The organism is Parabacteroides leei (assembly GCF_023369805.1).
In the GTDB taxonomy this organism is placed as follows: domain Bacteria; phylum Bacteroidota; class Bacteroidia; order Bacteroidales; family Tannerellaceae; genus Parabacteroides; species Parabacteroides leei.
This window is the reverse complement of sequence record NZ_JAMBQG010000001.1, coordinates 108223-133828: the sequence shown is the minus strand read 5'-3', so window position 1 is coordinate 133828 and position 25606 is coordinate 108223. Positions and strand designations below refer to the sequence as shown.

General features: G+C 41.7%; 27 protein-coding genes. 16 read left to right on the top strand and 11 right to left on the bottom strand.

Annotation, left to right across the window (positions count from 1 at the left end):
* Window positions 1-132: 132 nt before the first annotated feature.
* Window positions 133-1485: a sigma-54-dependent transcriptional regulator gene (locus tag M1P97_RS00590; protein ID WP_249388110.1), complete on the top strand. Its 1353-nt coding sequence runs from the start codon at window positions 133-135 to the stop codon at window positions 1483-1485.
* Complete coding sequence (locus M1P97_RS00585; protein WP_195373080.1) at window positions 1482-2705, top strand: sensor histidine kinase; 1224 nt, start codon at window positions 1482-1484, stop codon at window positions 2703-2705. Before M1P97_RS00590 ends, M1P97_RS00585 begins: the two co-directional genes overlap by 4 nt.
* A gap of 83 nt (window positions 2706-2788) precedes the next feature.
* On the opposite strand, the gene rpmA is transcribed toward M1P97_RS00585, so the two are convergent.
* The 6 genes from rpmA to M1P97_RS00555 form a co-directional block, all read right to left on the bottom strand.
* Complete coding sequence (gene rpmA, locus M1P97_RS00580; RefSeq protein ID WP_195373081.1) at window positions 2789-3055, bottom strand: 50S ribosomal protein L27; 267 nt, start codon at window positions 3053-3055, stop codon at window positions 2789-2791.
* Between the two features lie 22 nt (window positions 3056-3077).
* Window positions 3078-3395, bottom strand: a complete 318-nt coding sequence (rplU, locus tag M1P97_RS00575) for a 50S ribosomal protein L21 (RefSeq protein WP_007657805.1) — start codon at window positions 3393-3395, stop codon at window positions 3078-3080.
* Between the two features lie 138 nt (window positions 3396-3533).
* Entirely contained in the window at window positions 3534-4115 is a 582-nt protein-coding gene (locus tag M1P97_RS00570; RefSeq protein ID WP_195373082.1) for a Maf-like protein, read from the bottom strand.
* 16 nt (window positions 4116-4131) lie between these two features.
* Window positions 4132-4653 (bottom strand): KdsC family phosphatase, encoded by a 522-nt coding sequence (locus M1P97_RS00565; protein WP_249388109.1) that lies wholly within the window; start codon window positions 4651-4653, stop codon window positions 4132-4134.
* Entirely contained in the window at window positions 4646-5413 is a 768-nt protein-coding gene (locus tag M1P97_RS00560) for a Rossmann-like and DUF2520 domain-containing protein (RefSeq protein WP_249388108.1), read from the bottom strand. Before M1P97_RS00560 ends, M1P97_RS00565 begins: the two co-directional genes overlap by 8 nt.
* Window positions 5410-5964, bottom strand: coding sequence for a nitroreductase family protein (locus M1P97_RS00555; protein ID WP_249388107.1), 555 nt, complete (start codon window positions 5962-5964; stop codon window positions 5410-5412). Before M1P97_RS00555 ends, M1P97_RS00560 begins: the two co-directional genes overlap by 4 nt.
* A gap of 141 nt (window positions 5965-6105) precedes the next feature.
* Between M1P97_RS00555 and M1P97_RS00550 the strand changes: the two genes are divergently transcribed.
* From M1P97_RS00550 to M1P97_RS00525, 6 genes are all read left to right on the top strand, one after another.
* Window positions 6106-8520 carry a TonB-dependent receptor gene (locus M1P97_RS00550; RefSeq protein ID WP_249388106.1) on the top strand — a complete coding sequence of 805 codons (2415 nt, stop codon included), beginning with the start codon at window positions 6106-6108 and terminating at the stop codon, window positions 8518-8520.
* 190 nt (window positions 8521-8710) lie between these two features.
* Complete coding sequence (gene mce / locus M1P97_RS00545; protein WP_195373087.1) at window positions 8711-9121, top strand: methylmalonyl-CoA epimerase; 411 nt, start codon at window positions 8711-8713, stop codon at window positions 9119-9121.
* Window positions 9122-9159: 38 nt separating this feature from the next.
* A complete protein-coding gene (locus M1P97_RS00540; protein ID WP_195373088.1) occupies window positions 9160-10713 on the top strand; it encodes an acyl-CoA carboxylase subunit beta in 1554 nt (517 codons plus the stop codon).
* A gap of 21 nt (window positions 10714-10734) precedes the next feature.
* Window positions 10735-11619, top strand: a complete 885-nt coding sequence (locus M1P97_RS00535; protein ID WP_195373089.1) for an OadG family transporter subunit — start codon at window positions 10735-10737, stop codon at window positions 11617-11619.
* Window positions 11620-11641: 22 nt separating this feature from the next.
* Complete coding sequence (locus M1P97_RS00530; RefSeq protein WP_028727607.1) at window positions 11642-12073, top strand: biotin/lipoyl-containing protein; 432 nt, start codon at window positions 11642-11644, stop codon at window positions 12071-12073.
* 4 nt (window positions 12074-12077) lie between these two features.
* The gene (locus tag M1P97_RS00525) at window positions 12078-13238 is read left to right on the top strand and encodes a sodium ion-translocating decarboxylase subunit beta (RefSeq protein ID WP_195373090.1); all 1161 of its coding nucleotides are present in this window, start codon (window positions 12078-12080) and stop codon (window positions 13236-13238) included.
* 80 nt (window positions 13239-13318) lie between these two features.
* Here M1P97_RS00525 and M1P97_RS00520 read toward each other — a convergent pair whose 3' ends face one another.
* From M1P97_RS00520 to M1P97_RS00500, 5 genes are all read right to left on the bottom strand, one after another.
* Complete coding sequence (locus M1P97_RS00520; RefSeq protein WP_195373091.1) at window positions 13319-13459, bottom strand: hypothetical protein; 141 nt, start codon at window positions 13457-13459, stop codon at window positions 13319-13321.
* Window positions 13460-13570: 111 nt separating this feature from the next.
* Window positions 13571-14140, bottom strand: coding sequence for a Crp/Fnr family transcriptional regulator (locus tag M1P97_RS00515; RefSeq protein ID WP_195373092.1), 570 nt, complete (start codon window positions 14138-14140; stop codon window positions 13571-13573).
* A 399-nt stretch (window positions 14141-14539) separates the two neighbouring features.
* Window positions 14540-15145 carry a Crp/Fnr family transcriptional regulator gene (locus M1P97_RS00510; RefSeq protein WP_195373093.1) on the bottom strand — a complete coding sequence of 202 codons (606 nt, stop codon included), beginning with the start codon at window positions 15143-15145 and terminating at the stop codon, window positions 14540-14542.
* 233 nt (window positions 15146-15378) lie between these two features.
* Entirely contained in the window at window positions 15379-15789 is a 411-nt protein-coding gene (locus M1P97_RS00505; RefSeq protein ID WP_195373094.1) for a hypothetical protein, read from the bottom strand.
* A 1-nt stretch (window position 15790) separates the two neighbouring features.
* Window positions 15791-16984, bottom strand: a complete 1194-nt coding sequence (locus tag M1P97_RS00500; RefSeq protein ID WP_249388105.1) for an RNA polymerase sigma factor — start codon at window positions 16982-16984, stop codon at window positions 15791-15793.
* A gap of 191 nt (window positions 16985-17175) precedes the next feature.
* Here M1P97_RS00500 and M1P97_RS00495 point away from each other — a divergent pair, with 191 nt between their 5' ends.
* The 8 genes from M1P97_RS00495 (at window position 17176) to M1P97_RS00460 (ending at window position 25422) form a co-directional block, all read left to right on the top strand.
* A complete protein-coding gene (locus tag M1P97_RS00495; RefSeq protein ID WP_249388104.1) occupies window positions 17176-17733 on the top strand; it encodes a hypothetical protein in 558 nt (185 codons plus the stop codon).
* Window positions 17734-17811: 78 nt separating this feature from the next.
* Window positions 17812-19026 (top strand): IS256 family transposase, encoded by a 1215-nt coding sequence (locus M1P97_RS00490; protein WP_249388089.1) that lies wholly within the window; start codon window positions 17812-17814, stop codon window positions 19024-19026.
* 127 nt (window positions 19027-19153) lie between these two features.
* Window positions 19154-20509 carry a hypothetical protein gene (locus M1P97_RS00485; RefSeq protein WP_249388103.1) on the top strand — a complete coding sequence of 452 codons (1356 nt, stop codon included), beginning with the start codon at window positions 19154-19156 and terminating at the stop codon, window positions 20507-20509.
* A gap of 72 nt (window positions 20510-20581) precedes the next feature.
* Window positions 20582-21466, top strand: a complete 885-nt coding sequence (locus M1P97_RS00480; RefSeq protein ID WP_195373098.1) for a DUF5683 domain-containing protein — start codon at window positions 20582-20584, stop codon at window positions 21464-21466.
* A 24-nt stretch (window positions 21467-21490) separates the two neighbouring features.
* The gene (locus M1P97_RS00475) at window positions 21491-22852 is read left to right on the top strand and encodes a carboxypeptidase regulatory-like domain-containing protein (RefSeq protein ID WP_195373099.1); all 1362 of its coding nucleotides are present in this window, start codon (window positions 21491-21493) and stop codon (window positions 22850-22852) included.
* Between the two features lie 77 nt (window positions 22853-22929).
* On the top strand, window positions 22930-24354 hold the full coding sequence (locus M1P97_RS00470; RefSeq protein WP_195373100.1) for a hypothetical protein: 1425 nt from the start codon (window positions 22930-22932) through the stop codon (window positions 24352-24354).
* Window positions 24355-24477: 123 nt separating this feature from the next.
* On the top strand, window positions 24478-25014 hold the full coding sequence (locus M1P97_RS00465) for an outer membrane protein (RefSeq protein WP_195373101.1): 537 nt from the start codon (window positions 24478-24480) through the stop codon (window positions 25012-25014).
* 12 nt (window positions 25015-25026) lie between these two features.
* Entirely contained in the window at window positions 25027-25422 is a 396-nt protein-coding gene (locus M1P97_RS00460; RefSeq protein WP_195373102.1) for a hypothetical protein, read from the top strand.
* Window positions 25423-25606: the final 184 nt, after the last annotated feature.

Genomic DNA, 25606 nt, shown 5'->3' with positions numbered 1-25606 from the left:
ATTAATCAAATACTACAATTTCCAAAGTGTCCATTAACGGACACCTTCTGTATGCCTGTGGACAAAAAACAGAAACAACTTTGGGATTCACCTCATTCTTGATATATTTGCAATCTACTAAAAAGAGTTATTATGAACTTACACCAGGCAAATATACTGATTGTTGATGATGATAAAGACGTTCTGACCGCAGTACGTTTCTTGCTGAAGATGGAAGTAAAAACGATATTGACTGAAACAAATCCTGAAAATATCCATAAGTTGATCATGACCAACGATATCGACATTGTTATGTTGGATATGAATTTCAGAAGTTCCATCAATACGGGCAATGAAGGTATTTTCTGGTTGAAGGAAATAAAGAAATGGAAACCTGCCCAATCCGTCATCATGATCACCGCCTATGCAGATATCGATCTGGCAATCAAAAGCCTGAAAGAAGGGGCAGCCGACTTTATCGTCAAGCCCTGGCATAATGAAAACCTGATAAATATCCTGACGGAAACGCTTCACAAGCAAACATCTTCCGATGTCAAAGAAAAGATAAATGAAAGGAAAACAGATGCAAAGATTGTAGGAGCTTCGGAAAGTATGCAGCTATTGTTTCATAAATTACAAAAGATAGCACCTACCGATGCCAATATACTAATACTGGGAGAAAACGGGACGGGTAAGGATCTGGTAGCCCGTTATATCTATCAGTTATCCCTGCGCCGGAACTACCCGTATATAAAAGTGGATGTAGGTTCCCTGACAGAAACTCTTTTCGAAAGTGAGCTTTTCGGACATAAAAAAGGAGCCTTTACAGATGCACGCGAAGACCGAACCGGATTGATCGAGGCAGCCGACAAGGGTACACTCTTTCTGGATGAAATAGGTAATATCACTTTACAACAACAGGCTAAACTGCTGACCGTATTACAAAACCGGGAGGTAACACGTCTGGGTGCCAATTCACCGACACCGGTGGATATCCGTTTGTTATCCGCCACCAATCTACCGCTACGGGAACTGGCTAATGAGACACGTTTTCGTAAGGACTTGATTTACCGGATCAATACGGTAGAAATAACGGTACCCCCTCTCCGTAAACGGGGTGAAGATATTATCTTGTTGGCAGAACATTTCCTGGAGATGTATGAGAAAAAGTATTTCAAGCAAAAGTTCCGTTTATCCGACTCAGCCAAAAAGAAACTGATGCTGTATCATTACCCGGGAAACGTACGCGAATTGCAATATACCATAGAAAGAGGTGTTATCATGTCAGACAGCAATGTGCTGAAAGCCGAGGATATCACCTTCTCGCCTATGGAACAACCGGAAGAAAACAACCAGACGATACCTACCCACAACCTGGAAGATCTGGAAAAAGCCGCTATCGAGCAGGTGATCCAAAAACATAACGGAAACATATCACAAGCGGCCAAAGAACTGGGACTGACCCGGGGAGCTTTATACCGCCGGTTAGAAAAATACGGACTATGACCATCCTGTTATCCATCCTAATCGTCCTGCTCCTTATATATATAATATATGTACGGAGAAAAACAAACCGGGAAATCGACGAATTTGCCGAGTCGATTCTTTACAAAGACTTTTCAAAAAAATATCCGCGCTTCCAAACCATCACGGATGCTTTCCTGAACCTGGCACGTGAAAAAGAAGCCCAGCAACATTATCTGAAAGAAATGTTGGAACTGGTCGACACCGGCATTCTCGCCTACGATATAGAAACCTATGAAACGTTATGGATGAACGACGCTTTTACAACGATGCTCAACATTCCTCATATCAAGAATATCAACTGGCTGAAAAAACAGAACGAAGACCTGTTCAATGAATTACTCGATATTCCGGTAAATGAAAGTACCCTGATGACTATCCATGCCCGGAAACAAACCATCAAAACAATGACCAATGCTTCCGTCTTTCAAACAGGAGGAAAAACCTATAAGCTGATAGCTTTCCACAACGTAAGCGCCACAATGGAAGAGGTCGAATCGGGCGCCTGGAAAGGGTTGCTTAATGTGATGACCCACGAGATAATGAATTCTATCGTACCCGTCTCCTCTCTTTCGGATACGCTCAGAAGGAAGATACATGCACTGAAAGAAACTTCTTCCCCGCTGTCGGAACCGGATGTGGAAGATATGGAATTTGCGTTGGACACCATTCACCGGCGGAGTGACGGATTGTTACGATTTGCCGAAACATATCGTAGTTTAAGCCAGAAAATAGTGCCTGACATGAAATTCTACAACCTCTATGAACTGTTAAACGCTATTCATTCCCTGATGAACCCGTCTTTGCAGCAGAAAGGGATCGGATTCACTCTTAAAACAGATAATGCGGACGTGACAGCCTATATGGACAGGGATCTGATCGAACAGGTGATAATTAATTTTGTCACCAATGCGACTTATGCCGTAAAAGAAAAGGAGAGTCCGGAAATCCATCTTTTTTCCGGCTGTGATAACGAAGGACATCCTTACATCACCGTTGCCGACAATGGATGCGGTATATCCGATGCGATACGTGACAAGATATTTATCCCGTTCTTCAGTTCTAAAAAGAACGGTAACGGTATCGGACTGAGTATTTCGCGGGAAATCGTCAAACTCCACAACGGAAAGCTGCATGTGCAAAGCCAGGAAGGTGCTGGAAGTGCTTTCACCGTTTTATTCAGCTCCCAAAACAAACATTAGCCTCATCCCGATGATACCAAACACAAAAAAGCGGAACCTCCTTTCGGACATTCCGCTTTTCTTATTCTTTCGAGTAAAGCGAATTATGCTTCTGCTACGATTTCCTGGATAGAAACGAAAGATCTGTTTTCTTTACCTCTACGGAAAGTAACAACACCATCTTTCAAAGCGTACAACGTATGATCTTTACCGATACCAACGTTTTCACCCGGATGATGAACTGTACCTCTCTGACGGATAATAATGTTACCAGCTTTAGCAACTTCACCACCAAAAAGCTTAACACCTAATCTCTTGCTTTGTGATTCACGGCCGTTCTTAGAACTACCCACACCTTTCTTATGTGCCATTTCTTCTTTTCTCCTTTAAACGTTAAGCAACAATTTCTTTAATACTCACTTCAGTGAACTGCTGACGGTGACCGTTCAGTTTACGATAACCTTTTCTTCTCTTCTTGTGGAAGATCAGCACTTTATCACCTTTTACCAGCGGAGACAGTACTTCACATACTACCTTTGCGCCTTCTACGGTAGGAACACCTACTTTAACTTCTCCATTGTTGTCAACCAACAATACTTTGTCAAACTCAACAACAGCTCCGCTTTCTGCGTTCTGAATGTGATGAACGAATAATTTCTTTCCTTCTTCAGCTTTGAACTGCTGTCCGTTAATTTCTACGATTACGTACATCTGTCTTTTTATATTTAAACAGGTTATGTCCCGGGGGTGGATACATATTAAGTATCACTTGTTTACCCTCTGCAGAATTTCAGACCGCAAAATTACTGTTTCCGAATATATTATGCAAGGATTACTGGTATTTTTTAATCAAAATTTCTTCAATTCCTGATATAACCGCTGTACCGGCAACCCCATTACATTATAAAATGACCCATTAATAGCCTCTACACCTATATAACCGATCCATTCTTGTATGCCATAACTGCCGGCCTTGTCGAAAGGACGGTATTTGTCTACATAATATATAATATCCTCTTCTTCCAATTTAGCAAAACAGACCGCTGAAGCAACGGAAAAAGAGACTGTTTTCTTTTTGGTGCTCAGGCAAACTCCAGTCACAACTTCATGTACATGACCTGACAGATAACCAAGTATTTCGATAGCTTCATCACGATCGGCAGGTTTTCCCAACACGCGATCATAAGTAGCAACAATCGTATCGGCTGTGATAAGCAGTTCGTTGTCAGACATTTTTTCAAGATATGCTTCCGCTTTTTTACGTGCTATATATAAAGGTATGTCTTCAAAGGGTAGTGTATCAGGATACGATTCGTCGATGCCAGGAATCACTTCCACGTCAAATTCGAGATCGAGTCCGGCAAGCAGTTCTTTTCGGCGGGGAGAGTTAGAGCCCAGCACAATTCGATATTTCTGTAAGTTTGCTAGCATATTGTTTTTCTTGTTATTACCATCCGAAGGCTTCGTCGCTCATCCAATGGCCTTGTGCTTTCATTGTCTGTTCAATTACATCGCGGGCAATACCCTCGCCCCCTTTGCGCAAAGAGATGTATTTTGCAATCTGTTTGATTTCCGGAGCAGCATCGGCAGGAGCGACAGGTAAACCTACCTGCTGCATGACTTCATAATCGGGAATATCATCACCGGCATACATTACCTCTTCCGGCTTCAATCCGGTCTTTTGAAGAAAATCTTTGAAGTCGTGTATCTTTACGGCGCTACGCATATATATATGTTCGATGCCCAACCGGGAAAATCGAATCTGCACAGCCTCCGTATACCCTCCGGTAATGATACCGACATGATAACCTTTCTTCACCGCCAACTGCAAGGCATATCCGTCTTTAATATTAACCGTGCGCATCGGATCGCCGTTTGGATGAAGTGAAACCACATCACACGACAAGACACCGTCTACATCAAACACAAATGCTTTTATTTTTGTCAGGTCATAATTGATACTACTCATTTTGGGCCTCCTTATGTATACTCTGGCTCAAAAGCTGGTAGATCGATTTCATATCGGGATCGTTCAGCATAGCCAGATGTTTATTTATCACATTCTCGTCGTAACGGATTGCCGGACCGGTCTGAGCGGTAGCCGGCGACATGAGATGTATCTTTGCTGCCGTTTCATCTATCAGCGGCAAAAGTACATCGGCAGAGATACCTTCTTCTTCAAGCAATTTATAGGACAATGCATAAATATGATTGGTAAAGTTGCAGGCAAAGACAGCAGCCAGGTGTAAGCTACGCCGTTTTTCCGATGACATAAAACGGACATTTTCCGAAAGCGCACTGGCTATATTCTTCAGATAGTCGGCATCCTTTTGGGTATTGGCTTCCAGAAAAAGCGGGATCACATCGAAGCTCACCTCCCGTCCCTTACTGAATGTCTGTAAAGGATAGAGTACGCCATAACGTGCGGCGTGTCCCTCAAAAATATTCATCGGCATACTTCCGGCAGTATGTATCCACAAACCGTTGTTCGGCTTTACCTTTGCGATCGCTTCAGCCAGAACCGTATCTTTCAGTGAAAAAACATACATATCCGCATCCGGCTGCAAAGCAGAAAGATCTGTAGTCCAGGGACACCCCAACTTAACAGCCAACTGCCGGGCATTCTCCTGAGTACGGCTATATACCTGCCCGATCTGCATACCGACCCGCTGCATAGCTAACGACAGGCGAGTCGCCAGATTACCGGCACCTATGAATACTATTTTCATACTTCACTATTTTCTTCCGGCATCTTATAGGTACCGAGATGTATTTTTTCCCATTGCAAATGTGCTTCGTCAAATGGTTTACGTTCCTGATCTTTATATCCGAAACCGATAATCGATAACACTTCGAGCTGATAAGGGACATCCAAAAGATTACGGACATACACATTCGCATCCGTATCGTCTTCCGTCTGCCGGTTACGAATCTGACACCAACAACTTCCCAGCCCCAGATCTTCCGCCTGAAGTTGCATGTAAATGGAAGCAATCGAGGCATCTTCCACCCAGACATCACTTTCCATCACATTTGCCATCACCACAACAGCCAGGGCACAACCTTCAAGGAAAGACGAACCCGCCGGTTTACAGGCAGCCAGTTTTTTTAACATTTCCTTGTCTTCCACAACCACGAACTGCCAGGGATTTTTACGTTTGGATGCCGGAGCCATCAATGCAGCTTTCAGTATCATCTCCACTTGTTCGGGCGAAAGCAACCGGTCGGTAAACTTACGTGTACTTCTTCTATTCTTGATAAGAGTTGCAAAGCTGTCCATTTTTATCTTATTTTTGTAGCTGTTAATTAAATTCTTTATGTTGGGAACGCATTCCCCATAGGGCAAAGATAAAGATTTTTTACATGCTGAATATACGCTTCCTTTATTTTTCGCGTTAGTAAAGCTATAACATTATTAATTATGAAGATTCGTGCGATAGCTGCACTGCTATTTATATTATTTTCTATCAGTGCTTTTGGACAAAAGCATGTTAAAATCACAGGATATGTTCGTGACGCCGATGGCAGTCCGCTTGAATTGGTTCTTGTACAGATAAAAAACACCCTGAACGGAGCGATGACCAACGAAAAGGGATATTATTCGCTCACAACGTCTCCCGGAGACTCCGTTTCCGTCATTTTCTCGTGTCTGGGATATAATAAAGCCGAACGTATTCTACCAAGCGTACAACAAGACATGCGCCTGAATGTACAAATGAACTATACCAGTATTGACCTGGGAGAAGTGGTTGCAACTGCCATCCGTAAACAGACGACAACCCTTGAAACACTCGACGCTAATCGGGTTAAGCTCCTACCCGATCCGGCCGGTGGCAGTATCGAAAGCCTGGTAGTGACTTTCGCGGGTGTTTCATCCAGCAATGAATTGAGTTCACAATATTCGGTTCGTGGTGGTAGTTACGATGAAAATATCGTTTATGTGAACGGACTGGAGGTATTCCGACCCTTGCTGATACGTTCCGGGCAACAGGAAGGATTGAGTTTTATCAACCCCGACATGACCGAGTCGGTCAATTTTGCTGCCGGGGGATTTGAAGCCCGCTATGGAGATAAAATGAGCTCGGTACTCGATATCAAATATAAAAAACCAAAAATATTCGAAGGTTCGGCATCTGCCAGCCTGCTGGGAGCAAATGCCTACGTGGGTAGTTCGATCGGCAAATTCACACAGGTTACAGGTGTTCGTTACAAAACAGGCCGTTCATTGCTTAAAACGATGGACACAGACGCTGAATATCAGCCGGACTTCGTCGATCTCCAGTCATACATGACCTATCAACTGGCTCCCAAATGGGAAGTTAATTTCCTGGGAAACCTGGCTTCAAACACATTCAAATACACACCGCATAAACGCGAAACAACTTTCGGCACGGTCGAAAATGCTAAAAGATTCGAAGTAGCTTTCCCTAACAGTCGCGAAAGTGATAAGTTCCAGACCTTATTCGGGGCATTGACATTAAAACACAATCCAAACGAAAATACCGAACTGGGTATCCAGGCTTCCGCCTTCACCAGCAAGGAAATAGAAACATACGACATCACCGGCGAATACTGGCTGGGAGATGCTGCGGAAGAAAATGAGCAAGAACAAGTCCCTCTCTCCGTTGCCCGTTATCATGAACATGCACGCAACCGACTAAACTCAACCATTATGAATGCCGGACATTACGGTAGCGCACGCATCAAAAACAATACGATCAAATGGGGAGCAACCGTACAGATGGAAAAAATCAACGACCGTATCAGCGAATGGGAAAAACGCGACTCGGCAGGCTATTCGCTCCCACAAACGGGAACAGGCGTAAACGTTATCTCCAACCTTTATTCCAATAATGACCTGTCCAGCACACGGCTATCCGCTTATGTGCAGGATGCTTTTAAGTTCCGTACAAAACAAGGGATGTTTACACTGGTAGGCGGCCTTCGCGGAAGCTATTGGAGTTATAACAAAGAGTTTATCATCAGCCCGCGTGTATCTCTCGGATTCATTCCGAACTTCGACCAGAACCTCACATTCCGGGCTGCAAGCGGTATTTACTATCAATCACCGTTTTATAAGGAACTACGTACGACTGTACGGGATGAATCGGGGAACGATATTATTGCACTGAATAAAGATATCAAATCGCAACGTTCCATCCATTTCATTGTGGGAGGAGATTATACATTCCGTGCGGCAGACCGGAACTTTAAGGTAAGTGCCGACCTATATTACAAAAAACTGGACGACCTCATCCCTTATACTGTCGACAACGTCAAGATCCGTTATTACGGAGAGAACTGCGCCAAAGGACATGCAATGGGTATCGATGTCAAATTCTTCGGCGAATTCGTACCCGGCACCGACTCATGGATCAGTTTCTCGCTAATGAAGGCCGAACAAACGATACGCGACCAGGTTACCGTTCCGATGCCTAACAGCCAGGGATACAATGTCTCACTTTTCTTCCAGGATTATTTCCCGGGATACAAACGTGTAAAGCTGAATCTGAAAGGTGTTCTTTCCGGTGGTCTGCCCTTCATTGCCCCCCGGACGAAATACGAGGATGTAAAAAGTGTATTCCGTACTCCGGCATACAAACGTGTCGACCTGGGATTCTCCTACCAGCTTGCCGGGGAGTCGGACGCAATCATGGATCGGGGCTTTTTCCGCCACTTGAAGAATATCTGGGTCGGAGTCGATATATTCAACTTGTTTGATATAAAAAATGTAAGTTCATACTACTGGATTACCAACATCGACAACCAGCAGTTTGCCGTACCGAACTACCTGACAGGCCGACAGCTTAATGCCCGTCTGATAGTTGATTTCTAAGAATATACTAATCATATAACAGAGTAAAGAGCCAATAAAAGATACCTCCTTTCATTGGCTCTTTTAATTATTGGCAAAATGACACATTATTAGCTTTAATAATTGATGAAATTTTTCTTGATTCTTCGAAAAAGAATGTACCTTTGCCTGCAAAACAAAAAGCATTATAAATTTTTAAATTATTATTGACATGGAAATTACACATATTGAGCATCTGGGTATTGCAGTGAAAAGCATCGAAGCTTGTCTGCCGTATTACGAAGAAATTTTAGGCATGAAATGCTACAACATCGAAGAAGTTGCAGACCAAAAAGTAAAAACAGCTTTCTTCAAAGTAGGCCAGACAAAGATTGAATTACTGGAACCGACCAGCGAAGACAGCACTATCGCTAAATTCATAGAAAAGAAAGGCGAGGGCATTCATCATATCGCATTTGCCGTACCCGATGTACAGGCAGCTTTAAATGAAGCAGAAGAAAAAGGTGTTAAGCTGATCGACAAAGCTCCCCGTGGTGGTGCTGAAGGCTTGGACATTGCTTTCCTTCACCCGAAATCTACCTGCAGCGTTCTGACAGAACTTTGCATGCCAGGCAAAAAATAATAAAAACACTTCATTTCTAACAACAAATCAGAAATACAATGAGTAACCAACTTGAAAAAGTAAAAGAGCTTATCGCTCTTCGCGAACAAGCACGTCTCGGTGGTGGAGAAAAAAGAATCGAGTCTCAGCACAAAAAAGGCAAGTACACAGCACGCGAACGTATCGCCATGTTACTTGACGAAGGTAGTTTCGAAGAGTTCGATATGTTCGTTCAACACCGTTGTACCAACTTCGGTATCGAAAAAACAAAATTCCTGGGTGATGGCGTTGTAACAGGTTATGGTACGATCGACGGCCGCCTTGTTTACGTCTATGCACAAGATTTCACAGTATTCGGCGGTGCTTTGTCAGAGTCATTAGCTATGAAGATCTGTAAAGTAATGGATCAGGCCATGAAGATGGGTGCCCCTGTCATCGGTCTGAACGATTCGGGTGGAGCACGTATCCAGGAAGGTGTGAACGCTTTGGCCGGTTATGCCGAGATTTTCCAGCGTAACATTCTGGCATCAGGTGTTGTTCCACAGATTTCCGGTATCTTTGGCCCATGTGCCGGCGGTGCCGTTTATTCTCCTGCACTGACAGACTTCAACATCATGACACGCGGAACAAGCTATATGTTCCTGACAGGTCCGAAAGTTGTAAAAACTGTTACCGGAGAAGACGTAACCCAGGAACAACTGGGTGGTGCAAGCGTACACACAACCAAATCGGGTGTTGCCCATTTCGCTGTCGACACAGAAGAAGACGGCTTGCAACTGATCCGCAAATTGATCAGCTTCCTTCCGCAGAATAACCTGGAAGAAACACCGCTGATCGAATGCAGCGATCCTATCGATCGTTTGGATGATGTATTAAATGATATCATTCCGGATAATACCAACCAGTCATACGATATGTATGAAGTGATCGGAACAATTATCGACAACGGCGAATTCCTTGAAGTACATGCTGATTACGCCAAAAATATTATCGTTGGTTTCGCCCGTTTCAACGGACAGACAGTTGGTATCGTAGCCAACCAGCCAAAAGTTATGGCCGGATGTCTCGACAGCAATGCTTCACGTAAAGCCGGTCGTTTCGTTCGTTTCTGCGACGCATTCAACATTCCTTTGGTAACATTGGTTGACGTTCCGGGATTCCTTCCGGGAACAGGACAGGAATACAATGGTGTAATCCTTCACGGAGCTAAATTGCTTTATGCTTACGGTGAAGCAACTGTACCTAAAATTACAGTTACCCTGCGTAAATCTTATGGTGGAGCTTACTGCGTGATGAGTTCTAAACACCTGCGTGGCGATATGAACTACGCATGGCCGACTGCAGAAATCGCAGTAATGGGCCCGAGCGGTGCAGTAGAAGTTATCTTCGCAAAAGAAGTGGCCGCATCCGAAGATCCTGCAAAAGCAACAGCAGAGAAAGAAGCGGAATACAAAAAAGCATTCGCAAACCCGTACAATGCTGCTCAATATGGTTATATCGACGATGTGATCGAACCGCGTAACACACGCTTCCGCATCATTCGCGCATTACAACAATTGCAGACTAAAAAGTTAAGCAATCCTGCTAAGAAACATGACAATCTGCCTCTATAATTCTTAAAACAGGAAATGAATATGATTAACAAAAGATTTGGAGTATTGCTACTGTTCGTGTTGCTCGTTTCATTCGGAGCACAGGCACAGCGTGCAACCTCCATGCGAATAAATGAAGTGCTGGTCATCAACGACGACAATTTCGTTGACGACTATGGCAAACGCCACCCCTGGATAGAGTTATTCAATACTTCTGCCGGAACGGTCAATATCGCAGGATGTTTTTTGACAGATGACAAAAACAATCCGAAGAAATATCCAATTCCAAAGGGTGATGTACTTACTCAAATACCGCCCCGCCAGCATACATTATTCTGGGCTGACGGAGAACCGAGCCGTGGTACTTTCCATGTCAACTTCACATTAGATCCGTCCAAAGAGAATTATATCGGTCTATACGATGCTGACGGTAAAACACTGATCGATGAAATTACTATTCCGGCTGCACAGAAAAGTGACATTAGCTACGGTAGAATAATCGACGGAGGAGAAGAATGGGGTATACTTCCTAAAGTTACTCCCAGCACAAACAACCTGACGTTAGACTCTAACGAAAAGATTGAAAACTTCAAAACGAACGATTCTCTGGGTATTGGTATGACCATTACAGCTATGGCTGTTGTGTTCATGGGATTACTCCTCCTCTTCCTTATCTTTAAACAGGTAGGTAAAGCAGCTATTGCAGCCAGCAAGCGTAATGCTCAGAAAGCCGGAGCTCCGGTTTCAGCCAGCACTCCGGATGAGGTATCGGGAGAAGTTTTTGCTGCAATATCCACTGCTTTGTATGAAATGAGCGACGACAACCACGATGTTGAGAACACTGTCCTTACCATTCGTAAAGTTGCACGTACTTATTCTCCGTGGAGCTCGAAAATCTATAGTTTACGTGATGTACCCAGAAAGTAATTATCTCTAAAAACAAACAAGAATGAAAAGTTTTAAATATACCATCAACGGCAACGTATATAAAGTACACATCAATTCAGTGGTCGACGATATCGCTGAAGTAGAAGTAAACGGTACTCCCTATCAGGTAAAGATGGAAAAACCGGCAAAAAAACAAATGGTAACTCTGAAACGTCCGGCACAGGCTCCGACCACACCCAGTGGCGAATCGGTTATTACCCGCCCGGCTGCATCTACCACACAGGGTGCCATCAAATCTCCGCTTCCCGGCGTGATACTGCAACTGAAATGTAATGTAGGTGATACTGTTAAGAGAGGACAGGTTCTACTTATTCTCGAGGCTATGAAGATGGAAAACAACATCAACGCAGACCGCGACGGTAAGATTATTGAAATTAAAGTACATAAAGGAGATTCTGTACTGGAAGGTGCCGATCTCGTTGTAATCGGATAAGAGTATGCAAGAGAGTTTTATGTCATTCCTGGGTGATAACCTACAGTTGTTCCTCACCTACACAGGAGTATATAACGCAACTCCAGGGCATCTCGTTATGCTACTGGTTGGTTTGCTCTTTATATTCCTTGCAATTAAATACGAGTTTGAACCTATGCTTCTGATCCCTATCGGATTCGGTATCCTGATCGGTAACATTCCTTTCAAAGATGCAGGACTTCAGGTAGGTATTTACGAACAGGGATCTGTACTGAACATCCTCTATCAGGGTGTAACCTCCGGATGGTATCCGCCATTGATCTTCCTCGGTATCGGGGCCATGACCGACTTCTCAGCTTTGATATCCAATCCAAAGTTGATGTTGATCGGTGCTGCTGCCCAGTTCGGTATCTTCGGTGCTTATATCATCGCTCTTCAGATGGGATTCGAACCGAACCAGGCCGGTGCTATCGGTATTATCGGTGGTGCCGACGGTCCTACGGCTATCTTCCTGTCTTCCAAACTGGCTCCGAACCTGATGGGGGCCATTGCGGTGTCGGCCTACTCCTATATGGCGTTGGTACCTATTATCCAGCCACCGTTTATGAGACTGCTTACTACGCAGAAGGAACGTTTGATCCGTATGAAACCGCCGAGAGCCGTTTCTTCCACAGAAAAGATCATCTTCCCGATTGTAGGTCTGTTATTGACTTGTTTCCTTGTACCTTCAGGTCTACCCTTGTTAGGTATGTTATTCTTCGGAAATCTGTTGAAAGAAAGTGGTGTAACACGTCGTTTGGCTGAAACAGCCCGCGGTCCGCTGATCGATACAATCACGATCCTGTTGGGTATTACCGTAGGTGCTTCTACACAGGCTACACAGTTCCTGACGCTGAACTCTATTAAGATTTTCGGTCTGGGTGCATTATCTTTCGTAATCGCAACCTGTGCCGGAATACTGTTCGTTAAGTTCTTCAACCTGTTCCTGAAAGAAGGTAACAAGATCAACCCGCTTATCGGTAATGCCGGTGTATCTGCCGTGCCCGACTCGGCACGTATCTCTCAGGTCGTTGGTTTGGAATATGACCCAAGCAACTATCTGTTGATGCACGCTATGGGTCCGAACGTAGCAGGTGTAATCGGTTCTGCGGTAGCAGCCGGTATCCTGTTAGGATTCTTAGGATAATAGCAAGCTAAATAATAAGAAAAGGCTGTATCATTTAGTTGATACAGCTTTTTTTATCTCTTCTATTTTAGAGCGGATATTCAAACATTCTGTTCAATCTCCATCGGATTAGTTTCCGGATTTGTCACTTCTTCCAATGTCGTCCCGACGAATAACCACACCATCAGGAGAACAATTGCAATTATCACCCCGATGATCAACCATAGATTTTTCTTTTTCATACCTTATCCTGTTATTTTATATACTTGAGCTTAAAACAGTATAAGTCGTAATTTAGTTTAAAGAAGACAATCGATTCTGAATAAACATCAGGTAAAGTACATTATTAAAAGCTATTCTTTATTGAGTCGACTCTGCAATTTAGCATAATGCTCAGCCGTCATCTGCAAATAAGAAGCGACCAGATATTGGGGAACTCTTTGAAGAAGTATCTGGATCTCATGCGTTTCTATACAATGCCGAATACGCTCTACCGACGACAGATTTCGCATCCAATAAAACTGTTCCTCAAACTCTACAGCATGCTTTTCTAAAACAGCATAAATCAAACAGATAAAATCATCAAAATGCTGCCACAAATAGTCAAAATTCTTCCGGCTGATACAAAGAGCAGTAGTTCTTTCATTGGCCCTTACGCAAAAAAATGATTTTTTATGACCTAAAAAACTATGTAAAGGCGTACAAACATCCCCTTCTTTAAAGAAACGGACAACAAACTCTCTTCCATCCTTTTCAAAATAACAGACACAAAAACCTTCCGATATAAAATACAAATTGTTACATCCAGATCCCGAAGAAACTAACAACTCCTTTTTTGAAAACACTTTTTGCTCACATAAGGTAGACAATACCTCACAAAAATCGTCAGAAACCGGATAATACTGTTTCAAATAATCATACATAAGCTTGGCATTTCAAATATCCATCAGTTCCCGGAATGGATGTATTAAAATAAAGAAGGCGCAGGAACTGTAATCTACACTCAATCTGGAGGCTCTCGACTGCCCACGATAATAAGTATAAACAACAGCCCACGCCCTTTATCCTGATCATACAAAACAATGTATGTTATTAACAAGAAAAGAAACGTGAGCGTTTGCTGCCTACTATCCCTATTATCGCTAAGAAATTGTCGAGATTTCCAGATTAAGGATAATATTTTTTAAACGCTTCTCATTGATTCATATACTGCAGGTCTTACAACTCTTTGCTTCAAACACTGCATTCAAGACAAAGATACATGAAAAAGAATATAATCAAAAGAGAAACGCCTGTTTGAACAAAAAAACTGTTTATGTTATTTATATATTTTTATTCCGACGAGCCAGAATCTTGGCAAAAGTTTCAGGGGTCATATTCAAATAAGAAGCGATACAATATTGAGGTACATGTCTCATCAAATACTGGATTTCATGCGTTTCGCTGTAATGTTTCACACGATCTTCAGCACAATTACTACGCATCAGATAATGCTTTTCTTCCAATCCTATCACATAACTTTCAAGCACTTTATAAAATAGCAATACAAAATCATGATATTTATGCCAGAAATAATCAAAATTATCCCGACTAACACAAATGGCAAGTGTATCTTCTGTCGCTTTTAAGTTCAGAAATGCTTTCTGGCGTGAAAGAAAAGTATGAAACAGCATTCCAAAATCGCCCTCCTTGAAAAAATAAAGTATATATTCCTTACCGTCTTTCACATAAAAGCAGGAACAAAATCCTCTCATAATAATATATACATTATGACATACTCGGTCTTCACTGACAAAAAGCTCTCCTTTCTTAAAGCTGACCAAAAGACACTTCTCAAACAAGTCATCACACAATTCATCAGATACCGGATAATATTCTCTCAAATAACGACACATCAAATTATAGGTCTCATCGTATAAGTCTTCCATATTCCTCTTTATTGGCTTTTGTTCGATCATCATCAATTCTTTAGATAATACTTTCTATTTCTAATTGACACAAAGCCATAATTTGTGACAGTTTAGATTAACAAAAACACCTCAGATCCTTTTATTAGCCTAGAACTGATAAAAACCAGGGTATTGTTTATATACAAAGTTAGAGAACCGTCAACAAATATTTCTTAATCTAAAATAAGATCAGACCCGTGAGGTCAAAGTTATCAGTGGGTAGAAGAATTTGTATTAAAACTATCCAAAACCAGTATGCTATCCTTTTGAAGTAGACTATCCAAACTTATTTCAACCGAATCCGCCGAGTGATATGTTGGCACTTTATCCATATCCAAATGATGATCCGTTCCTTCAGAGATACTGAAAAACAGATAACCTCCGACCGAACCAACTATAAGCAATCCTATCGCCGCAGCATACCATTTATACTGTTTATACCATTCAAACCTAACTCTAACAAAAGTTTCTTCCTCAACCATTAATCTCATTCGCCTCAAAGTATCCCGACAAACCTTACAACGAATCAAATGAAACTGCAAATCTTCCGTTTCACTCCGGTTCATCTTATTCTGTAAATAAGCCAATAGCTCCTTCTCTTTATACTCTTTACATGCAGCCATATCAATCCTCCTTTCCTCCTTTCAAAAGCATTTCCATAAAACGCTCTTTCAATATTTTACGTACCCGCGATACATCCTGACGCAATTTATTTTCTAATTTTCGGATATCATTGTCTGATCCCCCCGGTAGCTGCATTATCGCTATCTCCCGATACGACTGACCTCCGATATAATATAATCGCAGAACTTCCACTTTATTCTCCAGTCCGGAGACCAGTTTGCTATACCAAGGTTCACTCCTATCCCACAAGACAACCATAAAAGCACATTTTACCTCATATTCGTTTTGCATATCAACGTCCAGAAGAGGATTCCCCATGTCCACTACCCTCTCTAAACAGCTGTTAGTATCAATCGATTGAGAGATTACATCAGATATAACGACCGGATCATCCAACGATACGAACTCTTTTCTCACAGCATTCCTACGCTCCGCCTCATAACACTTATTCATACAAATACGACCAATATAATGCCTGAAATGAGCCCCTGTTTCAAATACCGGAAGCAAACCGGCTACTGTCTTATCATGTAATAGCAGTGATACGTCACTCCATATATCCGCTATTGTCTCCTCTTTATATAGTTTGGAGAAAAGATAGTTGGAAGTGACATATTCCGCCATTTTTTTCACCAACAAATAAATAACAGACCAAAATTCTTTATCTTCTTTCTTTAGATAATGAAATAAATTATTCAACCCCAAAGGATAACGCCTGCCACAAGCCATTTCGCACCGAGATTCCAAGTCTAAAGGAGACTTAATGGTATTAAACTCACGAAACAAAAGGATATTCTCATCCTGTGCAACCATTTTTGAGAATTTATATGCCAAAGTATAAGGAGGTATTACCAGGTCTGCGTCAATAGTGGGCAATGTATTATTCTGCCATAAACGATCAACCATCCGCTTTCTCATAAAAAACAGAAAACGTTGAAACGGTTCCATATCTTTTTGTTTCTGAAGAAAACCCGCATAATCCATCCTTGAATAAAAAAGAGTCAGAAGTTCCTTTCTCCACTGTTTGAACCTCTCCCGATCTTCCCATGTTTCATCCGCTGGTAGGGATAGTAACGAGCACAAAATATCAGTTTCCTCTTCTACTGATGAAAGTAATCCCCATTCAACAAGCCTATAACGCTCACATTCTTTTCTGATTATCTCCGATATGAGATTTTCCATCTTGCCTGTCATAACTCTCTGTTTTAATTTGCTAATGAATAGCTTCAACGCCTGTATTTCATGACAAATATAACAACACAGACAGCCAGAATTTCTTAATCTACATCAAGATTTATCACAAATAAGAACTATACATTTGCCACAAAACAGCAAAGCACGACAAGTATAATAAACAATCATACTAATTATAAATACAGAACAATATGAAGAACATCTATTATTTGCTGGCAGCAACCTCTATTTCCTTAATTGCTTTTACCGCTTGCGGTAGTTCCAAACAGATTCCACAAGGTGATACAGTAGTCATTGTTCCTTGTTCAGGTCCTGACTACTCCACAAGCAATGAATATGTGCGTGCCAGCGCGATGGGATTATCGACAGATATGAACATAGCCAAGAAAAAGGCTTTATCTTCCGCACGGTCGGAAATAGCGACAGCTATTGAAGCAAAGGTCAAAATATTAACAGAAGATTATATTTCATCCTATCAGAATGGAGAAAATGATGAAAGTAAAAGGCGTTTTCAAGAAATGGCACGCACAGTTGTCAACAGGAAGTTAAACGGAGTACGCACTATATGCGAACAAACCATGAAAAGCCCGGATGGGAATTATAAGGTGTACGTTGCCGTTGAATTTGCCAACAAGGAGTTATTAAAGGATATTGTGAAAAACATACAGGAAGACAAAACGCTAAGAACTGATTTTGAATACGAGAAGTTTAAAAAACTTTTTGAAGAAGAAATGGGCAAAACAGAATAACCATCTTAGAGGCTGTAATTTAAACTGTGTCAGCAAAGCAACCAAATAAAGTATTAACTTTGCTAACACAGTTTTTTTATGAGTGAAGAATTTGATTTTGAAAGTATCAAGAACAAGGCAATCGAGCAGCTCAAGGCTGGCAAGCCATTGTTGGGTAAGGACGGAGCTTTTGCCCCGTTATTGGAGTGCATTTTAAATGCAGCTTTAGAAGGTGAGATGGATGCCCATCTTTGTGAGGATGAACGCATGAGTGGCAACCGTCGTAATGGCAAGATGCAGAAGCAGGTGCAAACTTCTATGGGTGAGGTGACCGTTTCTACCCCCCGTGATCGTAATTCCACCTTCGATCCTCAGTTTATAAAGAAGCGGGAGACCATTCTTGCGGAAGGTGTTGCTGACCGCATAATCGGCCTTTATGCCCTTGGTAATAGTACACGTGAAATAAGCGATTGGATGGAAGAGAATCTTGGTAACCGTGTGTCTGCCGAAACAATCAGTTCCATCACTGACCGGGTACTTCCGGAAATAAAAGCGTGGCGTTCGCGTAGCCTGGACTATATTTATCCGATAGTCTGGATGGATGCCATTCATTATAAAGTCATGGATGAGAGAGGCTGTGCCGTTACCCGTGCAATCTACAACGTATTGGCTATAGATAAGGACGGTCGTAAGGATTTGCTTGGGATGTACATCTCTAAGAATGAGGGGGCAAACTTCTGGTTGAATGTGCTGACCGATTTACAGAACCGCGGTGTACACGACATTCTCATAGCTTGTGTCGATGGTCTGAGGGGCTTCCCGGATGCCATCCAAAGCGTATTCCCTGATACCATAGTGCAACTTTGTATCGTCCATCAGATACGTAACTCCATCAAATACGTCGGCAGTAAACACCAGAAGGAGTTTCTTAAAGATCTGAAACGGGTTTACAGTGCAGTCAGCAAGGATGCCGCTGAAACGGAGCTTCTTGATTTAGATCAGAAATGGGGAGAGAAATATCCTATCGTCATCAAGTCGTGGCAGGACAACTGGGAAAAGCTCACTGAATACTTCCAGTTCACATCCGATATACGTCGTATGATTTATACGACGAATACCGTTGAAGGCTACCACCGGCAAATACGGAAAGTTACAAAAAACAAGGGCGTGTTCCCTAATGACACCGCCCTTGAGAAGCTTGTCTACCTCGCTTATCGTAACATACGCAAGAAATGGACTATGCCACTGGCTAATTGGGGCACCATTGCCCAACAACTGGCGATAAAGTTTGGAGATAGATTTAAGTTGTTGTAATTTTACGCTCGTCGGGAGTGCTGGTGCACCCCCTTGGCGCTGGCCGATCCCCGACCGATGAGCTTGAAAGAAAAAAAGCGCATGACACAGTTTACTTTACGCCCCCCCATCTTACAATTCACAAATAATGAAACGGCTTCATCCTCTTTTATACTTCTTATGTTTGTTGACAACTTCTCTTCTCCAGGGACAATCCCTTCAAGAGGAGTATATACACTTTGCACAGAAACAGCAACAAGAATACACAGACTTCAGAAGAAAAGAGAATGAAGCTTTTTCTAAATTTCTACAGAAAGACTGGACTGGTTATCATCAGGAAAATCCGGTAGAACGACCTGCCAAGCCAAGCCCTAAAGAACCTCTACTCACACAGAAGCACCCGGGATATAAACCGGTCGATATTCCGAAAGTTGTCGACAGACCAGTTAATAATCCCAGTTCCGCACAAGAGAAAGACGAATGGTTGAAAGAGCCGTTCATCCTATCCGGCATATCGGAAAAAGAGATTGCTTACGCCTGGGAGTCACTCAGTCAAACCTCGTATGAACCTTTTATACGCCATTCTCTTCAAATGAAGAAAGAGAACCATTGGTGCGATTGGGCCTATGTCCTGTTCATTCGCCAGTTAGCCGACAAGTTATGTCGAGAATCCGACAACAATTCAAAAATTATCATACAAATGTTTCTTTTATGCCAATCGGAATATAAAGTCAGATGCGGACGCAGTGGCGATCAGCTGGTGTTACTTATTCCCACCGATTGTATGCTCTATAATAAAATGTACCTGAACATTGACAATGAGAAATATTTTATATTTGGCTACGAAACATATAATCGTCAACCGGTTTACACTTTCCAAAAAGATTTCGACCTATCCAATCGAAAAGTTAGTATGTATATATTACCCGGACAAACAATGTCGGCAGAGACTCTTTACTCCCGGGTTTATTCAAACCGGCAGATCGCTATAAATGCAAATACAAATAAATCTCTGATCGATTTATATAAAGAATATCCCCAATGTGATTTTAGTGTTTACCTGAAAGCACCGGCCAGTCAGGAAGTAAGCCTTTCGGTTCTTCCATCCTTAAAGAAAGCTATTCACGGGAAAACAACAAAAGAAGCAGCCGGTATTCTATTGTATTTCGTACAAACGGCATTCAAATACCAAACAGATCAGCAACAATTCGGTTTCGAAAAACCATTCTTTATCGATGAATGTTTCTACTATCCGGCCTGCGACTGTGAAGACCGTGCCGTACTATATGCTTTCTTAATACGTACACTTTTAAATCTGAACGTAGTTCTACTGGACTACCCTCAACATATAGCTACAGCTGTTTGCTTCGATGAAAATATACCCGGGGATCATTTGGAGATAGATGGCAAACGATATATGATCTGTGATCCGAGCTATATTAATGCAGGAATAGGGATGGCTATGCCGGCATTAAAAAATACAGAAGCGAAAATAATAAGATAAGAGTCTTAATCTATATTAAGATTTATTTGAAACAACAGAAATATATTTGCACTCAACTAATACGCTCACAGCATGAATAACTTTACTTATCGAATAGTCTTATTAATCTGCATGTTAACCATATTCACCAACATACAGGCACAAAAAACAACCGGGCACTCCGAAAAGATCCGTCCATCGTGGATGGACAATCCTCCTATCCCCGGAAACAATACTTTTTATTATCGCACCATCGTCAATCAATCATCGACGCTGGAACAGGCACGCAATAACAGCTTGACAGACTTGTCCGAATATATTAAAAAGGAGATGGATATTTCCGGCGAAATACGGATACGTACCACATCAGATATGGTAAACGACAAAGAAGATATCCAGTCTTACTTCGAATATAATTATGATATAAAAAGCCAGCCTCAAAAAATCATTTACAACAAAGTAGACGAATACTGGGAATACATCTGCTATCCGGACGGTTCCTGTAAATATAGTTTACATACCTTATATATGATCGCGAAGGAAAGCAACAAACGGGCCGTATTCGACCAGATACGCTTCACGCGCAAATACGGGATCAGTGCCGTTGCACGTTCGATCATACCCGGCTGGGGACAATTATACAAAGGCAGTACAGCCAAAGGATTATGTATCATGGGAGGAGAAGTAGCTCTTGCCGGAGGTATTATCTCTTTCGAAAGCATGAGAAGCAATTACAGGAAGAAAATACGGCAAACGCAGAATGCCGATCATATTCGTAACTACTCTACCAAAGCCAATAACTGCACTACATTCCGGAATATCTGTATAGGAGGAGCCGCTGCTCTATATGTCTATAACCTGGTCGACGCTCTGGTAGCAAACGGAGCTAAACGAACAATTATCCGGAAAAACAAAATAACCTATTATCCGGTAGCCTCTCCCGATTGTAATGGTGTCGGTTTATCCTATCATTTTTAATTCACATAATAAACAACTATAAACATGAACAGACTTAAGTATTTGATTTTGACTTGCTCTGCGATTCTTTTTTGCGGAGTGCTCTCTTCCTGTACGGAAGACGAAGCGGAAGTAAACGGTAATGTACATGGATACGTTTCGGATGAAACTACCGGTGAACCAATCCGCACAGCCAGCGTCACCCTAAATCCGGGAGGTAAAAAAACTGCAACCGGCAGTGACGGACGTTTTGAATACAACGACCTGGAAGCCGGACAGTACACCTTACAGGTTTCTAAAGACGGTTATCAAACCAATACGGCCGGAGTTTCCATCATCGCAGGACAAACGGCACAATGCGATATCTTATTAAAACCTGGCACCGGCAATCTGGCAACCAGTAAGACAGAACTCAATTTCGGAAAAGACAATACCATTCTTGCTTTCGAAGTAGTAAACACCGGAAAAACAGAAATTCAGTGGAACATAAAAAAAGATTGCAGTTGGATTAAAGATATAGACCCTATATCCGGCACTACTGCCGCTGACAAAAAAAGTCCGGTCAGCATCACAATAGATCGTAGCAAACTGGAAGCCGGAAAAACTAATGCAACGACAATCATCATTACCTCCAATTCCGGAACGGCAGAAATAAATGTACTTGCCGAAAGTAAAAGTACGACTCCCGATCCGGATGATCCGGAAACTCCCGGCGAAGATATCAATATCACAGCCGGCCTGCTGGCCTATTACACTTTCGACAACAGTGATGCAAGCGATATCAGTGGAAACAAAATGAATGGGGTAGCCCTGAACGAACCAGAGTTTACAACCGACTCACCATCCGGAAAAGGAAAAGCCCTTTTCCTCAATGCAGCCAAGGAACAACTAGTAAATATACCATACAATCCGCTAAAGGGTAAGTACAGTTACTCTATCTCTTTTTGGATCAAAGATTTCGGATCACTTGGATACATCATCGGAGGTGTCAGTAAAAGTTGGATCGGAGAATGCTATCCGCGAATTTACGTGGAAGATAACAAATTCGGATTTTCTCACGAAGGTTTCAGTATGCCACTCATGGGATCTATAGAACCTGATCCATTTACTTATCCGGTGAAACAATTACAAAACGGGAAATGGCATTCTATTGTCTTCACTGCTTCTGCCAACAAGGATAACAAAGTGGAAAAACTATTGTACATAGACGGAAACCTGGCGGACAACCTAACCGCCAAATATAACGTCGGTAATGATGATTCCAGCACTAAAATACAGATAGGCGGTACACTTGACGGTCAGGCTACAGACGCCATGAATATGAAAATAGATAATGTACGTCTCTACGACCGGCCACTGACAGCTGCCGAAGTAGAAACTATTTATACTTCTGAAAAAACGCAGTAAAAACAAACAGATAATCAACTGAAGGTGTGCTACCTGCAATAGCGAAGGTAACACACCTTTTTATTCTTTCTATTGCCATGAGACCAATACGACTACTGCTCTGTTTCATATTATGTACGAGTTATATCCATGCACAGCAATCCGAATCCGACAGAGAGTTATTGGAACAACTACGTCAGGAATACAAAGACTTCCGAAGACAAAGAGAACAGGAATACGCAAAATATCTTCAACAAACATGGATTGATTTCCAGCTTTACAAAGGACTGAACCGATTCAACCAATCTAAGCCGGATACAATACCCGATGCATTACCGAACCAATCTATTTACTCCGATGAAATAACTTCATACAAAATAGGTGATACGCCGGATAACACATTTATTCCTCCAATAGAAATCAACTCACAACAACAGGAAAAACAGACATACCAGGCAATCATACCTTTTTATGGTACCACTTTTCCTCTAACTCATACCCCACCCCCATCCGTACTTAATGGAACCGGGAAAGATAAGATCGGACATTTGTGGAAAAGTTTCGGATGCAAAGAAACCGATCAGCTAATAGCTGATATCTTCTCATTCAAAATAAAGCATAAACTCAACGACTGGGGATTATTTTTACTTGTCAAAGAAGTCTGCAACCACCTGCCTCAACTTTCTGACGAAAATGTATGTACTCTGTTCAGGCATTTCATATTATTCAGTTATGGGTATAACGTACGTCTCGGCATCATCGACCAGACTATAGTACTACTTGTTCCTTTTCGGGAAATCGTTTATAATCAACCTTTTCTGTACGAAGATAAAAAAAAGTATTTCTTGTTTACCGATAAGGCACTCCAATCTTCTACGATCGTCAGGACACTTCCTCTATTTAAAAACAAAACCGAAAAAGTCCTTTCATTGGAAATCAAAGAGAATATGGATCTGGGAAATGATTCATTCGACATTTTCCATACTTATCAGGATACCAGCTTTAACATAACAATAAATAGAGAGCGTACCCGCTTCTTTCAAAATATCCCTTCTACCGATTTAACCATTTATACAAATGCCGTGGCTGACCCTATATTCGAGGATAGTCTTTTCTCCTTTCTGAACCAATTCAATGATCTTGAAAACGTACCGGAGACATTAAATGATCTGCTCCATTTCTGCCAATCAACTTTCACTTATAAGACAGACGAAGAACAATTCGGATACGAGAAAACGTTCTTTCCCGAAGAAACATTCTTCTATCCCTTCTCCGATTGTGAAGACCGGGCGGTTTTATTTGCCTATATAGTTCGCAAGACACTGAAACTCGATACTATTTTATTAAAATATAGCAACCATGTTGTTGCAGGAGTTGCCTTAAACGGGAATATCCCCGGTACTTATATACAATTTAACAAAAAACGCTATCTGCTATGTGATCCCAGTTACCGCAAAGCCGATATCGGGCAATGTATGCCTGATTACAAAAATGAAATACCACAGATTGTTCCATTACAATAAACCCGTCAACAGACCTTTCTTACTTTGATTTTCTTAATCTAAGTCAAGATTTACAAATAAACAACTATTTACCTTTGTGGAAAATATAACTTTCAATTATAAACACTTAAAAAACAAACTTGTATGAAAAAAGTATTATTATTTTTCGCATTTATCATGTCAGCCTTAACTATTCAGGCGCAAGACGTTTTCAAAAAAGGAGATAATATGGTAAGTGCCAGTGTAGGAGTCGGTAGCGGTATCCCGGTTGCCGTATCATACGAACGTGGCATTGTCGATAATCTGTTTGACGGAAACGGTTCCATCGGACTTGGCGGTTATCTGGGATATTACTCGGATAAAGACGAACAAACTTTTCAAAAGGTAAAAGTTGGTTGGAAATATAATGATATTATGATCGGTGTAAGAGGAAACCTACATTATCAGTTTGTCGACAAACTGGATACTTACGCTGGGTTAATGCTGGGTTATGAAATTGTAAAAGCAAAAGCGATTGCTGAAGGATATGATGAAAGTGCAATCGGTAGTGCAGACGGAAGTGGAATAGGTTTTGCCATCCAAGTGGGTGCCCGCTACTTTTTTACAGACAATTTCGGAGCATTTGCCGAAGTTGGATACGGAATTGCTTATGCGAGTCTGGGTGTCAGTTTAAAATTCTAACATAACCGGAAGATGAAACAAACCCTGATTGTTTTATTTCTTTTAGTCACGTTCTTCGCCTCTGCACAAAAGTCAGCTTTTAACGGAACATGGTACGCCAAAGAACCAGATCCTTCTACAGGCAAAACCTTTGCTGTCAGTCTGAAAGTCAAAGACGGAGAAATAAAAAAAGGAGAAGTAGCTTCCATTTCCATGAAAGATAATAAGGGAGAAAACGGGAAACTGGAGTCTGCTGTGCTGGAAGGAAACACGGTCATGATCACCTATTCGACTAAAGATGGTGGAATACACAAAGGTTCACTGGTCTACAACGAAAGCGAGAAAACTGTATTTTGGAAATTATTGTCATCTGAAAATGGAAAGACGCTGGCACCGAATGAACTAAAACTTGATGCACATCACTATTGATAGTATCATCTTCAATAATAACAAAGGGGGTTAAAACCCCCTTTGTTAGGTAAATAGTAAAATATCTCATATCTAACTATCATACTCTCATTCTCTAACACAAACTACTTACTACAAAGCTATTAGCACTATGATAGTTCTATTTTTCAACTATCATAGCACCTATCATACCATCATTCACAAT

Coding starts and splice junctions, on each gene's coding strand:
- M1P97_RS00485 (WP_249388103.1), top strand. CDS start 19,154: ATGAAACGGCTTCATCCTCTTTTATACTTCTTATGTTTGTTGACAACT.
- M1P97_RS00470 (WP_195373100.1), top strand. CDS start 22,930: ATGAGACCAATACGACTACTGCTCTGTTTCATATTATGTACGAGTTAT.
- mce (WP_195373087.1), top strand. CDS start 8,711: ATGGAAATTACACATATTGAGCATCTGGGTATTGCAGTGAAAAGCATC.
- M1P97_RS00510 (WP_195373093.1), bottom strand. CDS start 15,145: ATGGAAGACTTATACGATGAGACCTATAATTTGATGTGTCGTTATTTG.
- M1P97_RS00460 (WP_195373102.1), top strand. CDS start 25,027: ATGAAACAAACCCTGATTGTTTTATTTCTTTTAGTCACGTTCTTCGCC.
- M1P97_RS00490 (WP_249388089.1), top strand. CDS start 17,812: ATGAGTGAAGAATTTGATTTTGAAAGTATCAAGAACAAGGCAATCGAG.
- M1P97_RS00555 (WP_249388107.1), bottom strand. CDS start 5,964: ATGGACAGCTTTGCAACTCTTATCAAGAATAGAAGAAGTACACGTAAG.
- M1P97_RS00495 (WP_249388104.1), top strand. CDS start 17,176: ATGAAGAACATCTATTATTTGCTGGCAGCAACCTCTATTTCCTTAATT.
- M1P97_RS00550 (WP_249388106.1), top strand. CDS start 6,106: ATGAAGATTCGTGCGATAGCTGCACTGCTATTTATATTATTTTCTATC.
- M1P97_RS00590 (WP_249388110.1), top strand. CDS start 133: ATGAACTTACACCAGGCAAATATACTGATTGTTGATGATGATAAAGAC.
- M1P97_RS00565 (WP_249388109.1), bottom strand. CDS start 4,653: ATGAGTAGTATCAATTATGACCTGACAAAAATAAAAGCATTTGTGTTT.
- rplU (WP_007657805.1), bottom strand. CDS start 3,395: ATGTACGTAATCGTAGAAATTAACGGACAGCAGTTCAAAGCTGAAGAA.
- M1P97_RS00475 (WP_195373099.1), top strand. CDS start 21,491: ATGAACAGACTTAAGTATTTGATTTTGACTTGCTCTGCGATTCTTTTT.
- M1P97_RS00515 (WP_195373092.1), bottom strand. CDS start 14,140: ATGTATGATTATTTGAAACAGTATTATCCGGTTTCTGACGATTTTTGT.
- M1P97_RS00585 (WP_195373080.1), top strand. CDS start 1,482: ATGACCATCCTGTTATCCATCCTAATCGTCCTGCTCCTTATATATATA.
- M1P97_RS00540 (WP_195373088.1), top strand. CDS start 9,160: ATGAGTAACCAACTTGAAAAAGTAAAAGAGCTTATCGCTCTTCGCGAA.
- M1P97_RS00530 (WP_028727607.1), top strand. CDS start 11,642: ATGAAAAGTTTTAAATATACCATCAACGGCAACGTATATAAAGTACAC.
- M1P97_RS00560 (WP_249388108.1), bottom strand. CDS start 5,413: ATGAAAATAGTATTCATAGGTGCCGGTAATCTGGCGACTCGCCTGTCG.
- M1P97_RS00480 (WP_195373098.1), top strand. CDS start 20,582: ATGAATAACTTTACTTATCGAATAGTCTTATTAATCTGCATGTTAACC.
- rpmA (WP_195373081.1), bottom strand. CDS start 3,055: ATGGCACATAAGAAAGGTGTGGGTAGTTCTAAGAACGGCCGTGAATCA.
- M1P97_RS00520 (WP_195373091.1), bottom strand. CDS start 13,459: ATGAAAAAGAAAAATCTATGGTTGATCATCGGGGTGATAATTGCAATT.
- M1P97_RS00465 (WP_195373101.1), top strand. CDS start 24,478: ATGAAAAAAGTATTATTATTTTTCGCATTTATCATGTCAGCCTTAACT.
- M1P97_RS00525 (WP_195373090.1), top strand. CDS start 12,078: ATGCAAGAGAGTTTTATGTCATTCCTGGGTGATAACCTACAGTTGTTC.
- M1P97_RS00570 (WP_195373082.1), bottom strand. CDS start 4,115: ATGCTAGCAAACTTACAGAAATATCGAATTGTGCTGGGCTCTAACTCT.
- M1P97_RS00535 (WP_195373089.1), top strand. CDS start 10,735: ATGATTAACAAAAGATTTGGAGTATTGCTACTGTTCGTGTTGCTCGTT.
- M1P97_RS00500 (WP_249388105.1), bottom strand. CDS start 16,984: ATGACAGGCAAGATGGAAAATCTCATATCGGAGATAATCAGAAAAGAA.
- M1P97_RS00505 (WP_195373094.1), bottom strand. CDS start 15,789: ATGGCTGCATGTAAAGAGTATAAAGAGAAGGAGCTATTGGCTTATTTA.